This window comes from Pseudoalteromonas sp. Hal040, assembly GCF_037162425.1.
Lineage (GTDB): Bacteria > Pseudomonadota > Gammaproteobacteria > Enterobacterales > Alteromonadaceae > Pseudoalteromonas > Pseudoalteromonas gelatinilytica.
The window spans coordinates 3,292,903-3,306,914 of the sequence record NZ_JARLUU010000001.1 but is presented as its reverse complement, the minus strand read 5'-3'; the positions used below and the strand labels follow the sequence as shown (position 1 = coordinate 3,306,914).

At 43.6% G+C, this 14,012-nt stretch carries 10 protein-coding genes and 1 pseudogene; 7 read left to right on the top strand and 4 right to left on the bottom strand.

Translation table 11 applies throughout. The annotated features are described in order from the left end of the window. Window positions 1-75 precede the first annotated feature (75 nt). Entirely contained in the window at window positions 76-1,848 is a 1,773-nt protein-coding gene (locus P4S60_RS15385) for an ABC transporter transmembrane domain-containing protein (RefSeq protein ID WP_337116505.1), read from the bottom strand. Window positions 1,849-1,925: 77 nt separating this feature from the next. On the opposite strand from P4S60_RS15385, the gene P4S60_RS15380 reads away from it, so the two are divergent. The 6 genes and pseudogenes from P4S60_RS15380 to P4S60_RS15355 all read left to right on the top strand — a co-directional run bounded on the left by P4S60_RS15380 (window position 1,926) and on the right by P4S60_RS15355 (window position 11,189). Next, window positions 1,926-2,330, top strand: a complete 405-nt coding sequence (locus P4S60_RS15380; protein WP_337116503.1) for a DUF3224 domain-containing protein — start codon at window positions 1,926-1,928, stop codon at window positions 2,328-2,330. A 1-nt stretch (window position 2,331) separates the two neighbouring features. Continuing rightward, window positions 2,332-2,511 carry a DUF4177 domain-containing protein gene (locus P4S60_RS15375; RefSeq protein WP_337116502.1) on the top strand — a complete coding sequence of 60 codons (180 nt, stop codon included), beginning with the start codon at window positions 2,332-2,334 and terminating at the stop codon, window positions 2,509-2,511. Further along, window positions 2,511-3,129 (top strand): annotated as a pseudogene (locus P4S60_RS15370) (LysE family translocator). Before P4S60_RS15375 ends, P4S60_RS15370 begins: the two are co-directional and overlap by 1 nt. A 187-nt stretch (window positions 3,130-3,316) precedes the next feature. Beyond that, window positions 3,317-6,211, top strand: a complete 2,895-nt coding sequence (locus tag P4S60_RS15365) for a TonB-dependent receptor (protein WP_337116501.1) — start codon at window positions 3,317-3,319, stop codon at window positions 6,209-6,211. Between the two features lie 22 nt (window positions 6,212-6,233). Continuing rightward, window positions 6,234-10,547 (top strand): alpha-1,6-glucosidase domain-containing protein, encoded by a 4,314-nt coding sequence (locus P4S60_RS15360; protein WP_337116500.1) that lies wholly within the window; start codon window positions 6,234-6,236, stop codon window positions 10,545-10,547. Window positions 10,548-10,646: 99 nt separating this feature from the next. Further along, window positions 10,647-11,189, top strand: coding sequence for a PH domain-containing protein (locus P4S60_RS15355; protein WP_105174363.1), 543 nt, complete (start codon window positions 10,647-10,649; stop codon window positions 11,187-11,189). On the opposite strand, the gene P4S60_RS15350 is transcribed toward P4S60_RS15355, so the two are convergent. The 3 genes from P4S60_RS15350 to P4S60_RS15340 all read right to left on the bottom strand — a co-directional run bounded on the left by P4S60_RS15350 (window position 11,186) and on the right by P4S60_RS15340 (window position 13,573). Then, on the bottom strand, window positions 11,186-12,976 hold the full coding sequence (locus tag P4S60_RS15350; protein ID WP_337116499.1) for an alkaline phosphatase D family protein: 1,791 nt from the start codon (window positions 12,974-12,976) through the stop codon (window positions 11,186-11,188). The two genes, P4S60_RS15355 and P4S60_RS15350, sit on opposite strands and share 4 nt — an antisense overlap. Before the next feature lie 62 nt (window positions 12,977-13,038). Then, window positions 13,039-13,383, bottom strand: coding sequence for a rhodanese-like domain-containing protein (locus P4S60_RS15345; protein WP_063702368.1), 345 nt, complete (start codon window positions 13,381-13,383; stop codon window positions 13,039-13,041). A 1-nt stretch (window position 13,384) separates the two neighbouring features. Continuing rightward, window positions 13,385-13,573, bottom strand: a complete 189-nt coding sequence (locus P4S60_RS15340) for a YgaP family membrane protein (RefSeq protein ID WP_054562832.1) — start codon at window positions 13,571-13,573, stop codon at window positions 13,385-13,387. Between the two features lie 133 nt (window positions 13,574-13,706). Here P4S60_RS15340 and P4S60_RS15335 point away from each other — a divergent pair, with 133 nt between their 5' ends. Then, window positions 13,707-14,009: an ArsR/SmtB family transcription factor gene (locus P4S60_RS15335; RefSeq protein ID WP_063702365.1), complete on the top strand. Its 303-nt coding sequence runs from the start codon at window positions 13,707-13,709 to the stop codon at window positions 14,007-14,009. The last annotated feature ends 3 nt before the right edge of the window (window positions 14,010-14,012 follow it).

Here is a 14,012-nt window from a genome sequence, read left to right as displayed (position 1 = left end):
TATTATATCTAGATTTGTGGTCAGGTTTGATATGCCCTTTCAAACCTGACATCTCCATTTTTTAAACCAATCTGCTTAATCTCGATTAAACTGTAATTCGCACAATTGTTTATACAATGGATTAGTCTCAAACAATTGCTGATGCGTACCCGTTGCAATAATTTCCCCTTTATCCATCACGACAATCACATCGGCGTGTTTAACTGTTGCTAAACGATGGGCAATAATCAGTGTTGTTCTGTCTTTCATTAGATGCTCAAGGGCTGCTTGTACATGAAACTCACTTTGTGCGTCGAGTGCACTGGTTGCTTCATCAAGCAACAAAATTGCAGGGTCTTTTAATATTGCACGCGCTAGTACTATGCGTTGTTTTTGTCCACCTGAGAGCCTAACACCTTGCTCACCTAAAAAGCTGTGATAACCATCAGGGAGTTGATTAATAAACTCATCGGCATGGGCATATTTAGCCGCTGCATATACTTGCTCGTCGCTGGCGCTTGGATTGCCATAACGTATGTTATGCATTACGTCTGAGCTAAATAAAATTGGGTTTTGTGCCACCATCCCCATTTGCTGGCGCAAGCAATCAAGAGAGAGTGCTTTAATGTTTATTCCTGCCAGCGAAATACTCCCAGAGCTTGGGTCATAAAAGCGCTGCAGTAACTCAAACAATGTTGTTTTACCAGCCCCTGACGGGCCAACAATAGCAACAGTTTGCCCTTGTTTTACTTGTAAATTTAGCGCATTTAAAGCGGCTTTATCTGGCCTTGAAGGGTAATGAAAAGACACCTCATTAAACTGAATAGCGGGGTGATTAAGCTTGTTTTCCTCAAGTTGTGCATCATGATTTGTATCTGGACTTTTGATCATGCTTTCAACGGCGAGTAGCTCTAACAATCGTGCAGCTGCACCTGCTGCTCTTTGCAACTCACCATACACTTCGGCAACGGTTGCTACAGACATCGCCACCATAATCGCATAGAACACAAAAGCACCTAGCTCACCACCAGTCATGGTGCCAGCTAATACGTCGCTGCCACCAACCCAAAGCATCACGCTAATGGCACTAAAGGTCAGAAATATAACCGCTGCAATCAAAAACGAGCGCTGTTTGATACGGCTCTTCGCTACTTGAAACGCCTTGTTGGTTTCTTCGCTAAATGCTGCTTTTTCACGTTCTTCGTGACTATAACTTTGCACGACTTTAATATTTTGAATGATCTCACCAGCATAGGTGCTGATATCGGCAATGGCATCTTGGCTTGAGCTTGCGAGCTTTCTCACTTTTCGGCCAAAAATCATCATCGGCAGTAGTACTACGGGTACGCAGGCAACAACCACAAGAGTTAGCTTTAGGTTGGTGATAAGTAGCATAGCCAAGCCACCAATCAGCATTAAGCTACTGCGTAATGCCATCGAAAAAGAGGAGCCAATGATAGATTGCAACAAGGTGGTGTCGGTGGTTAGTCGCGACATCAGCTCGCCGTCGCGGTTTTCTTCAAAGTAGCTGGGGTGTAATGTAACGATGCGATCAAACACGGCTTTACGGATATCGTTACTGACTCGCTCACCAATCCACGACATTAAATAAAAGCGACAAAAAGTACCTAAAGCCAATAAGCTTATTAAACCAATTAACACCATCACCGCTTGTTGAAGCTGAGCTTGCGAGCCTGCAATAAAGCCATGGTCGATAACAAATTTAACGCCTTGTCCGAGTGACAAGTTAACACCGGCCGTAAGCAGCAAGGCGCCAAGGGCTGCAAACACCATCCATTTATAGGGTTTTATAAAAGCTAAAATCGGTAACAGGCTACTAAATGCGGCCTTTTCTTTATTGTTAGACATGCTAGATTCTTGTTGGTGAATAGGGTATAGATATGGTTATCAATGCTCTAAAAATCAACAGTTATTAAGGGATTAGTATGGAATCTACAACTATCAGTGGTCAATTCACCGTAAAGTTAAACCCAATTGGCGGCTATGCCACAGGGCAAGATGGCGTAAATTTGGGACGCATGTCGATTGATAAACAGTTTTCAGGTCCATTAGAGGCAACAAGCCAAGGCGAAATGCTCAGTGCCATGACTGCAACTAAGGGCAGTGCAGGTTATGTAGCGATTGAACAGGTCGTCGGTAGCTTAGAGGGTAAGAAAGGCAGTTTTGTACTGCAACATTTTGGCACGATGGATAAAGGTGCTGATCGATTGATTTTAGAAGTGGTGCCTGACTCTGGCGCAGGAGAGCTTGAAGGTCTCTGTGGTAAAATGGCAATTCGAATTGAATCGGGTATTCATCATTATGACTTTGAATACCAACTGATGGACTAACATGCAAAAAATAGTTGAGTTTAAAAAGAAGCGCTTTTTCGGCGGCATCGATATTGATGCATTAAATCAACGGGTGTTCGAATTAGGTCAAGCTGGTTGGCAAGTGAAAACAATCACCACTGCCACTGGGGTTTATGGTCAGATAACATCCGTTTTATTACTAATCGAGAATAACGAATAATGACACTAACTGAGTGGTTGAGTTTAGTTTTAATTTGCGTGATGGGGGCAATGTCGCCGGGGCCGAGTTTAGCTGTGGTTTTAAAACACAGTTTACATGGCGGTATGAAGAACGGCATGTTGGCGGCATTAAGCCATGGTATTGGGGTTGGCTTTTATGCGTGTGCCTCGTTACTAGGTTTAGGTGCGCTGATGACTCAGTTACCAACGCTTTATCAAGTGCTGGTCTATGGCGGTGCAGCCTATCTCGCATATTTGGGTATTCGTATTCTGTTAGCTAAACCCAGCTCGCAAACACTGAATGTTGAGCAAACTAAGCCGAGCCCTCGCGGCCGCGCTGCAAGACGGCTTTGCCATTGCCTTTTTAAATCCAAAACTAGCGGTGTTCTTTTTAGCGCTGTTTTCGCAATTTATTGACCCTGAGAACCTGACTTTGCAAGTTGGGTTAATCATGTGTTTAACGGTATTTGTGCTTGATACTGGCTGGTATCTACTTGTTGCACTGTTAACCGACATATCAAAAAAGCGTTTTGGCTTTACCAAGACGAATCCATGGCTCGAAAAATTGCTAGGGGTGATCTTTATTGCCTTAGCTGTTCGCGTCGTTATTACCTTATAAATACCTCCATATTGCGATTACATCACTAATAAAAAAGGGTTGTGATCGCTGCTTTCCCCAGCAAGCTCCTATTGCATACGTATTCATCACACAATATTTACCTTTTGGTTACACTTTATTGGTTGTTTTTTGACAACAACAATAACCACAAATACAACACCTCCAACGACAACAGGGTGGAAATCCAATGGGGAAATTCAAGCTAAGTGCGCTTATGCTAGCTTTAGTAGCGGCAAACAGTGCAATGGCGGCGACGGAAGAAGAACGCACATCAGCAAAGGAAATCGATCCTGAGCTTGAAGTAATCGAAGTGCGCGGCTTTAGTCGCAGCTTAATTCAATCATTAAATCAAAAACGCTTTAGCGACACTGTCTCTGAGCAACTTTCAGCTGATGACTTAGGTGCATTACCTGATGTATCTATGGCTGATGCATTAACACGTCTACCGGGGATCTCGGCGGTGCGTACCGGTGGTCAAGCTGCCGAAATCAACATTCGCGGTTTATCTGGTGGATTTGTTTTTTCGACATTAAATGGTCGAGAGCAGGTATCTACTAGTGGTAGCCGTAGTATCGAGTTTGACCAATACCCGTCTGAGTTAATCAGTTCCGCGGCGGTCTACAAGTCGCCAAAGGCATCACTTATTGAAGGGGGCGTAGCGGGTACGGTAGAGTTACAAACAGCTAGCCCATTGGATAATGACCAGCAACACAAATTTACTGCGAATGTGCGCGGTATGTATAACGACCGTGCCTCAGAGGTATTTGATGCCACTGAATATGGCGACCGTATTAGTTTTTCTTACCAAGGCAAGTTTCTTGACGATACGCTAGGTGTCGCACTAGGTTACGCGCGCTTATTCCAGCCGAGTGTGGCGACTCAGTTTATCGGTTTTGCTTATAACGGTAATAAAGATGTTGATGGGCTGGCCAATGATACCGATGGCCCAGCTGATAACCCTGCTAATGAATACATCAGTGAAGGGTTTGAGCTTCAGCATTTAGGTGGTGAAGAAACCCGTAATGGTTATTTAACCTCAATTGAATGGGCGCCAACCGATAGCTTTAAATTAAAAGGTGATGCGTTTTTATCTCGTTTTGATAGCGAGTCATTTGCCCGTGGTTTTCGGGTTAAGTTTGGTGGTCCGTCTGCGGTGTATGCTAATCCAGTGCTCGACGGTAATGCGGTGATTGGTGGTGCGATTAACCGCACATCAGATAGCTTTACCCGTGTTGAAATCGTTAATGATGATAACCAAGACTTTGATGAAGTAGATAGCTACGGCATTAATGCTGATTGGCAAATTACTGAGCGTTTGAACGTTAATGCTGATGTGTCTTTATCACGTGCGAAAAGTAATTTCCGCAATGGATTGCTTTGGGCGCTGGTAGCAGAAGACGCGACGGCTGAAACCCCTATACTTGATACCAATGTGCAAATTAATTATCAGTTAAATGGATTAGACCTACCAGATATCGGCTTCAATCAGGCTGCTGCGTTCAGTGATATTGACCGAGTTATGGTCAGTAAATACGGTATTTATCCGTATGAAAATGAAGATGAAGTAAAAGCTTTTCGACTCGATTTTAAGTATGAGTTAGAGAATAACTGGTTTAGCTCAATTGAATTTGGTGCTCGTTACTCTGACCGTGAATACAGCAATAATCGCTCAGTATTCGAATACGGTAACGACGGCGCATTCTCCTCGACTCAACCACCGCTTCGCCTTACTGATGATATGACTACAGTGGTTGATTGGCAAGGTGAGTTTAGTTATTTCCCATCATACCTAGCGATAGATTTAGATAAAGCGCTCAACGCATGGTTTCCTGATGGGACTCCGCAGCCAGTACAGACCTGGGGTAACGCCGATGGTGTTGTGGATTTAGATGGTGACAAAGAGCCTGACACACAAGGCTACACCACTAACTATTCATGGTCGGTGTTACAAAGTGGCTCAGTGTATGAAGAAGTAGTGTCAGCCTACCTTATGCTTAACATTGATACCGAAATTGGCAAGCTGCCAGTCACAGGTAATATTGGTATTCGCCGTGTAGATACTGATCAATCAGCGACGGTACTCGAAAACGTCGGTGGCGATCCACAGCTCGGTGCGCAATATATTGTCGATGACAATGGCATTGTTAACGACCTATATGCACCAAGCGTGTTAGGTATAAAATACACAGACTACCTGCCTTCATTAAACCTAAACTTTAAAGTGAGTGACGCGACACAAATTCGTTTTGCTGCGGCAAAAGTGATGGCGCGTGCTCCGATTAACCGTTTAGCGGGTGATGCCAGTGCATCGGTTAACAATGACGGCGAAATTAACGGCTCAAGTACTAATAACCCATTCTTAAAACCTTTCTATGCTGATCAGTACGATATCTCCTACGAGCAATACTTTGAAGACACCGATGGTGCACTGGTAGTTGCTGCGTTTTATAAGAATATCGACTCATTCATAGATACGGTAGCTATAGAGAACTTTGACTTTAAGGGTAATGGTTTTAACGTACCAGAATACATTGTTGACCCTGTCAGTGGTGAGCAAATCGAAACCACAAATGGTGTGTACACCACTGCGGTTAACAATGCCAAAGGCGGTTATATTCGCGGTATTGAGCTTGCCTATACGCAGGTTTTTTCTTTCTTACCCTCGCCGTTTGAAGGCCTAGGTATTAACGCCAGTTACTCTTATACTGAGAGTGAGGTGCAATCTATTACCGATTTAGGTGGTGATTCTGTATCGCAAGACTTGCCTGGCCTTTCAAACAATGTCTTTAACGGCACTCTTTTTTACAGCTATGAAAACTTTGAAACACGTTTGAATGTGCGTTATCGCGATGATTTCGTTTCAGAGCAAGTTGCTGTCAATGAGCAAGTAGTGAACTTTGATGCGGAAACGGTTATCGATTTCCAAACATCGTATCAGTTCACAGATTCTTTCGGCATGTTATTACAAGTGAATAACTTAACCGACGAACCAACACAAAGCTACTTTGGAACAACCAGTAAAACAGGCACCACGCAATTTTTTGGTCGTCAGTTTTATCTAGGTTTTACCTATAACCATTGATCAGTAAGCTGGAGATAATAATATGAAAATAATAGCTAATTTTAGCCGCTTACTGATTGCATGTAGCATGGTATTGCTAGCAGCATGTGGTGGTGGCGCAAGTAACGATATAGATTCTGGGCAAGTTTTATTGACCTGTAGCGTACCGCAAATCCCTAATGAAGCAGGCACCCAGTGCGTCGATCCGCCTCCGAAAGAGTGTGAAGCACCATTGGTACCTGACGAAACCAATGAAAAATGTGTTAACGGGTACGATTCTTCGCTACCAGATCCCGTGGTTTTCCCAGCAGACGACGAAGCCATTTTATTCTATAACCGTAAAGATAAAACCTATGAAGGTTACCGTTTACACTCATGGAATAACGATGTTTGTGATGCGTACGCGGCGCCGTTTGATGCCACTGGTTGGGAAAATGGGCATGAATACGATGGTATTGATCCTAATTATGGCGCGTATTGGATTGTAAAACTCAAAGAGGGCTACAACGAGTGTGCTAACTTCATTGTGCATATAGGTACAGAAGGGTCTGGCAAAGCGTTTGGTGATGTTGATTTAAAAATGCCATTGATGCAGGACGATGAAAAGTTTCAACGTATGAACTTTACTTTTCATGGTGAACCTTCGGTATTTGAGTACCCACTTATGACCTTGGGCGAACGCCCGGTGAGTATCTCTGGTGCCTCAGCGCATTGGCTTGACCTCTCAACCTTTGTTTATCAACCAAGTGATGAACTGAGCAGTATCATTAAATTACACTCTTCAAGCAGTGCTGATTTAGCTGTCGATGAAGATACCGGTGAGTTAAATGGTCAAGTGGTTGAGCTTACATCGACATCTTTAAGCGATGAGCAAATTGCTAAAGTGCCGCACCTTGCTGGATGGAATGCGTACCAAGGTAGCTGGGATGCAGCCGCTGCAAAAGAGCTTATTAAACAACAACTGGTTGTGGCAGGCTATGACGCTGATGGCAAACTGATTGAAGCGACGTATGTGCAAACCGCTAAAGCCCTTGATGACTTATACACCAGTGGCGAAAGTGACGCTAATGAAGCACAACTAGGTGTGCATTACGCCAATAATGGCATTGATGTGTCGGTATGGGCTCCGACTGCAAGCAATTTGAAATTAGCGCTGTATGATGCTGATAAAACAGAGCTTGAACAACTTGCTATGACCTTTGATAGCGCAACGGGTATTTGGTCTAGCAATGTCGATATCAGTCACGATCGCCATTACTACCGCTTTATGTTTGATGTTTATCATCCGACGACTAAGCAAATTGAAAGCTTATGGAGCACAGATCCTTATTCATTAAACGTTTCAACCAATGGTCTATATAGCCAATTGATTAACCTTGATGATGAAGATACTAAACCGACTGGCTGGGATGAGCGTATGGTGCCAACGGTTGATTACCCTGAGCAAGCGGTCATTTACGAAGGTCATGTACGTGATTTTAGTGTGCGTGATGAAACAGTCAGTGAGGCAAACCGTGGTAAGTATCTAGCGTTTACTGAACTTGATAGCGCACCAATGCAGCACCTTAAAAAGCTAGCTGATAATGGTTTAACCCATTTCCATTTACTGCCACTAACAGATATTGGCACCATAGATGAAGATGCCAGTCAGCGTGTTGATATCACTGCGACCTTAGGTGATTTATGTAGCCGCATTGACGATGATGCCGATGCATGTAAAACCGAAGATAAGAGTGCATTGATAGTTGATTTAATGGCGTCATACCTACCTGGCTCTGATGATGCCCAAGCACTTGCTAATGCAATGCGTGGTGTTGATAGCTTTAACTGGGGTTATGATCCGCATCATTTTATTGCGCCTGAAGGCTCTTACGCTTCATCGCCTGAAGGTATTGCACGAGTAAAAGAAACGCGTGCGATGATCCAGTCGTTACATGAAATTGGTTTACGTGTCGTGCTTGATGTTGTTTACAACCACACGACCTCATCAGGCGTTTGGGATAAATCAGTGTTCGATAAACTGGTACCAGGTTACTACCACAGATATAACGAAACATCCGGCGATATCGAGCGCTCAACCTGTTGTGAAAATACAGCAACAGAACATGTCATGATGGATAAGTTTGTTGCTGATTCTATGGTGATTCTAGCTCGTGACTTTGGATACGATAGCTTCCGCTTCGATGTGATGGGCCATATGCCAAAAGCATCAATTATGACCGCGCTTAGTGCAGTGCAAGCAGTTGACCCTGATACCTACTTCTATGGTGAAGGTTGGAACTTTGGTGAAGTCGCTGATAACCGTTTATTTGTGCAAGCTAAACAAATGGATATGGCTGGCACTGAAGTAGGTACCTTTAATGACCGTATCCGTGAGGCAATTCGTGGTGGTGCGTTCTTTAGTAATAATGCCACAGATGGCAATTTATCTGAGCAAGATACGTTGCGTTTATCACTGGCAGGTAACTTACAAAACTACATTCTTAAAGACTTTAAAGGTAATTCAGCAAAAGGCATCAGCTTTAGTTGGAGTGGTCAGCCTGCGGCTTATGCACTCGATCCGGCTGACAGCATTAACTATGTCTCTAAGCATGATAACGAAACACTATGGGATCAGCTGCAATATAAACATGGCACTAACTTAAGTATTGAAGAGCGTGTGCGTGTTCACAATATGGCTTTAGCTATGCCGTTGATGAGCCAAGGTATTCCATTTATGCAAATGGGTGCTGATATGCTGCGTTCTAAATCAATGGATCGTAACAGCTATGATTCTGGTGATTGGTTCAACTTTGTTGATTTCAGTAAAGAAACCAATAACTGGAATGTAGGTTTACCGCCTGCGCAAGATAACCAAGCGAAGTGGGGCGAAATTGCACCTATTTCAGCAAATACGAATGCGCAAGCGATGGCTAGCGACATTGAGTACGCAAGTAATGTATTTACTGAGTTCTTAGCAATTCGTAGTGCCAGCCCATTATTTAGTTTAACCACAGAGCAAGACATCTTAGACCGCGTTGGCTTCCACAATATTGGTAAGCGTCAACAGCAAGGCTTAGTCGTGATGAGTATCGATGATGGTGTTGGTTTGACTGATCTAGATAGCCAATACGATGCCATTGTCGTGGTGATGAACGGCACTGAGCAAAGCTTATCGCATACGGTATCAACGGCTGCGGGTTTTGAGCTTCATCCTGTTTTAAAAGCAAGTGTTGACTCAAGTATGTCAGCGGCAAGCTTTATAGCTGGTGAGGGCGAAGGGACCTTTAATGTTCCGCCATATACTGTTGCTGTGTTTGTGAAACCACAAGGTGATGCTCAAGGCGAAGGCCTAAGTGCCGATGCGACTGTGGGGGCGCCAGATATTGTGCCATTTGGTAGCACAACAGTTTATGTTCGTGGCTCGTTAAACGACTGGGGTACGGCAAATAGCTTTGAATATGTGGGTAATGGCGAGTACAAAATTGCGATTCCTCTAACAGCAGGCAGCTATGAGTTTAAAGTGGCTTCTGAAGATTGGTCTACCGTTGATTTTGGTGCGCTTTCTGCCGATGTTGCTGAAGTGATCGAAGGTGAAGATGAGCCGCTAACACGCAGTGGCGCTAATATGACCTTTTCGGCGGCAATGGATGCTATTTATGTATTCTCATTCGATGCCACAGACACCGATAACCCAGTGCTTAAGGTCTATAACGAAGAGCCATTTGTTGGCACTGCAATTTATGTACGCGGTAGCTTAAACGATTGGGGTACCAGTGATGAGTTGATGTATCAAGGTAAAGGCATTTATACCTTCACTAAACAGTTAACCGCGGGTAGCTATGAATTCAAAGTGGCTTCAAGCGACTGGAGCACAGTGGATTATGGCTCAGGTGAAAGTAGCGCGGCAGTCACTGTGGGTACAGAAAAACTGCTCGCAGTAAAAGGTGCAAACATGACAATGGATATTGCAAGCGATGGTCAATATCAGTTTGTGTTTGATGCCAGCAACCTTGAAGAGCCACTCATGAGTGTATTTAATGCAGAAATGTTTGGCGCAACTCAGGTGTACTTACGCGGAAGCGTTAATGGTTGGGGCACAGATAACCCACTAATTTATGCTGGTGATGCGATGTACAGTACCACCATGACATTAGAGGCAGGTGACTATGAGTTCAAAGTCGCTTCTGAAGATTGGAGTACCGTAGATTATGGCGGTAGTGGTGATGCCCCTGTTGCTGTACTTGGCGAAGCCGCTTTATTAGAAGCCGTTGGCGCCAATATCGCCCTGAGTATTGCAGCTGCTGGCGATTATCGTTTTACAGTGCAAGGACCTGATCTGAGTAAATTAACAGTGACGGTTGAAGCAGTGGAATAGCTTTCCCTGCAGTACCCTTAAGCCGGGCTTTTGCTCGGCTTTTTTTGTGTTTAATGAAAAGTTTGTATATTGTCATAACTCTCTATCAAGGAGCCTATGATGACAGAAACCAGTTTATTGAGTGCCAGCTTTGATCCAAAAGTAAAACAGTATTGGTTATTACTAGGTATTTTTACCTGTGTGATTAGTATGGTAGGTATCCCTTTCATTCCCATTGTTGCGTTAATAATCTGGCTGGTGGCAGGGCGTATTTTAGCGGCGATGTCAGCCACGTTGTTAACGCGTAAGTTAGTGGTAAAACGTGGTGTCTTCTTTAAAGAAGAAAAATCGATCCCCCTTGAAAAAATAACCGATGTGGCACTTAGCCAAGGTCCTTTAATGCGTCAATTTGGCCTTTATCGACTGAGCTTTGAAACGGCGGGTCAATCAGGGCAAGGGGCATTGGTATCATTGCTCGGAGTGGTTGATGCAGAGGCGTTTCGCGAAGCAATCTTGAAGCAAAAAGATGAGATGACTCAAAGCAGCAGTGCAAAACCTGAGCATCAAGCTGAAGATAGCCAGTTAGAATTGCTGCGTTCACTTACGTATAGCGTAAAAAACATTGAGCAAATGTTAGTTACGCTATTAGATGAAAAGCGTTAAGCCATTTGTAAAGTAGGGTTACCAGCTTGTACGCTGAGCGCTTTTTGACGCTCGCTAAGCAGTGTGTAATCGGCTGTTTTAACGCTACTTACATAATGCCACTGGGCAAGCGCTTGCTGTTGAGTAAAGGTGACCGTTAAGTAGCCGCGTTCAACTAAGTTGTTGTAAGCTAAGTCGTTAACCAATAATGCAATGACTTGCTCAATTTGTGCGACAGCTTCGCTCGATTGCGTATTTAACGCTAAGTAGTTTTCAAGGCCCGGAGAAGAAACTGACGATGTGGCAAATTCAACACCAGCTGCAGATTTAGCTGAAACAGGGTTGCTTGCATCAGTGACTAATTGTCCTGCCCAGCTGTTATGCGTATCACCCGCTAAAACGACTAAGTTCTTTTGCGTTGCAATTGCTGTCCCAAGTATTATTTCTCGTTCATAAGCATAGCCATCCCATGCATCAAGATTATAAGGCGCTGTTGTTTCTACGCGTGCTCGCTGCTCACTAGTAACCGTTGGATCGCCAGCTAATATGCGTCCTTTAATTTGCGCAAGCTCACTAAATAGCGTGTTTGCTTGAGCAAGTAATGCAGATGGGTCAGCACCGCTTGCTTGAGTTACTTGAATATTCATAAGTAACTGTAAAATCTCAAATGGCAAATGCATTTTGGTCATCAGCACTTGTTGCCCCAGTACTTGCCATTGTGTCGTTGCTGTTGCTAAACCATCTGTAAGCCATGTTAGTTGCTCATTACCTAATAGAGCACGAGTTGGAGAGCTGATTGCTGTAACAAAGTCAGTTTGTCCTTGGCTAGTGGTTAAATCAAAATTTGCATAATTAATTTGTTCATCGCGAGCTAAAACACGGGTATCGAGCATGTGTAATGACACTAAATTACCAAACTCGAAGCGTCGATAAATACGTTCTTTATCGGCTACATTACGGATAGGCATCCATTCAAAGTACGCTTGAAGTGCATGCATTTTACGCTCGCTAAATTCACCTTCGCCGTCGTTATGATTTTCAGCACCACTGTGCCATGTATCATTCGCTATTTCATGGTCGTCCCAAACAGTAATAAATGCACAATGACTATGAGCAGCTTGCAGGTTCTCGTCTTTACGATAATGGGCGTAACGTTTGCGATAATCCGCTAAAGAAATGATTTCATCGCTATTGTCATCAGGTAATAAACGGCCAAGTTCGGCGGCATCTTCAGTCGCATAACCTGTATTGCCATATTCATAAATGTAGTCACCAAGGTGTAGTACTGCATCTAAATCGGTTTGTTTTGCAATTTCACCATACACATGGAAGTGGCCTGCAGGGTAGTTAGCGCAAGAGACAACAGCAAATTTTACTTGTTGTATGTTGTCGGTTGGAAGCGTTTTACCTGCTCCAGTGGGTGAGGTTTTACCATTACTTATGAAGCGGTAGTAATAGGTAGTGTTGGCATTGAGACCTTGTAGATCAACTTTTAAGGTGAAGTCGGTAGCATCGCTTACCTGTGTTTCGCCATCATGGCTTATGGTTGTGAAGTTAGCATCTGTTGAGGCTTGCCAAACAACGTTAACACTCGTGACGTTTTCAAGAGGGGTTATGCGAGTCCAAATAATGAGACTGTCAGCGAGCGGGTCGCCACTGGCAACACCGTGATCAAAGCTGACGGGAGTAAGCTTTGTGGTTTCGTCATCATCGTCATTAAGACTACAGCCCGTTAAACCGAAAGATAAAACGGCGGCTCCAAAACCAGCCGCCGATGCTTTTAAAAAACGTCTGCGCGTAAAAGTCATTGCTCTGTACCTATAAATAGAAAAGTACGAGCTTATCCGACCAGTGTTACTGTTCTATGAAGTTAAAAAACCTGACAAATTTGTTCTGCATTACAGGTGATTACTGTGACATTTTCGTAGCCAACACGAGTCAGTGCTTCGGCACTGAGTGTGGCGCGGGCACTACTTGCACAGTGTAAGTAAATGGGTCTTGCAGGATCTTTTTCAATTTCCATTAATTTCATTTCAAGTACACCGCGTGGGATATTAATGGCACCTGTTGCTGCTTTAGTTGCGTGCTCAGCAGGTTCACGTACGTCTATTAATAAACCATGGTTTTCGCTTAATTCTTGTTTTGCTTGGTCAGCGCTAATGCGGCGCTGGTTTGGGGCAACAATTTTCATTAAGTCAGGAATTGGTGTCAGCATACTAATCCTCCATGCCAAGTTTGCGTAAAATAGTGATCATTGGGCACCACTTAGTGAATGCCGATTGAATTAAGTTTAGAGCAATAAATACCGTAAACCAAATCCACAGCGGACTGTGAAACTGTTGTAGCAACAATGAAATACAGATCATTACACCAGCAATTAGGCGAAGCGCGTCATTTAGTTTCATAATAAGACCTCGATAACAGAGTGATGTTTTTAATATATTAGAAAATTCTACATTAGTAAATTCTAATATTAGACTTTTCTAATGTATCAATCTATACTTTAGCGGTATTTTAAGAATATAGAGTAGTGTGATTATGAACATCGATTTTGCGGCTATGGCCGACAATGTGGAGCAAGCAGAGCAAATGCTAAAGATATTGGCGAACAAAAATCGCTTGATGATCTTATGTTCGCTGCAAGATGGTGAAATGAGCGTGAGCGAATTAAACGAAGCTGTGCCGTTGGCGCAGTCAGCATTATCGCAACACTTAGCGGCACTGAGAAAAGCTCAGATCGTCGCGACTCGACGTGAAAGCCAAACTATCTATTATCGCGTGGTCGATAAAAGTGTTATGGCAATCCTTGAAACCCTTCATGGTTTATTTTGCAAAAGGTAGTTA

Excerpts from the sequence above, each read along its gene's own strand:
- P4S60_RS15355 (WP_105174363.1), top strand. The coding sequence starts at position 10,647 with ATGACAGAAACCAGTTTATTGAGTGCCAGCTTTGATCCAAAAGTAAAA.
- P4S60_RS15360 (WP_337116500.1), top strand. The coding sequence starts at position 6,234 with ATGAAAATAATAGCTAATTTTAGCCGCTTACTGATTGCATGTAGCATG.
- P4S60_RS15380 (WP_337116503.1), top strand. The coding sequence starts at position 1,926 with ATGGAATCTACAACTATCAGTGGTCAATTCACCGTAAAGTTAAACCCA.
- P4S60_RS15345 (WP_063702368.1), bottom strand. The coding sequence starts at position 13,383 with ATGCTGACACCAATTCCTGACTTAATGAAAATTGTTGCCCCAAACCAG.
- P4S60_RS15340 (WP_054562832.1), bottom strand. The coding sequence starts at position 13,573 with ATGAAACTAAATGACGCGCTTCGCCTAATTGCTGGTGTAATGATCTGT.
- P4S60_RS15365 (WP_337116501.1), top strand. The coding sequence starts at position 3,317 with ATGGGGAAATTCAAGCTAAGTGCGCTTATGCTAGCTTTAGTAGCGGCA.
- P4S60_RS15335 (WP_063702365.1), top strand. The coding sequence starts at position 13,707 with ATGAACATCGATTTTGCGGCTATGGCCGACAATGTGGAGCAAGCAGAG.
- P4S60_RS15385 (WP_337116505.1), bottom strand. The coding sequence starts at position 1,848 with ATGTCTAACAATAAAGAAAAGGCCGCATTTAGTAGCCTGTTACCGATT.
- P4S60_RS15375 (WP_337116502.1), top strand. The coding sequence starts at position 2,332 with ATGCAAAAAATAGTTGAGTTTAAAAAGAAGCGCTTTTTCGGCGGCATC.
- P4S60_RS15350 (WP_337116499.1), bottom strand. The coding sequence starts at position 12,976 with ATGACTTTTACGCGCAGACGTTTTTTAAAAGCATCGGCGGCTGGTTTT.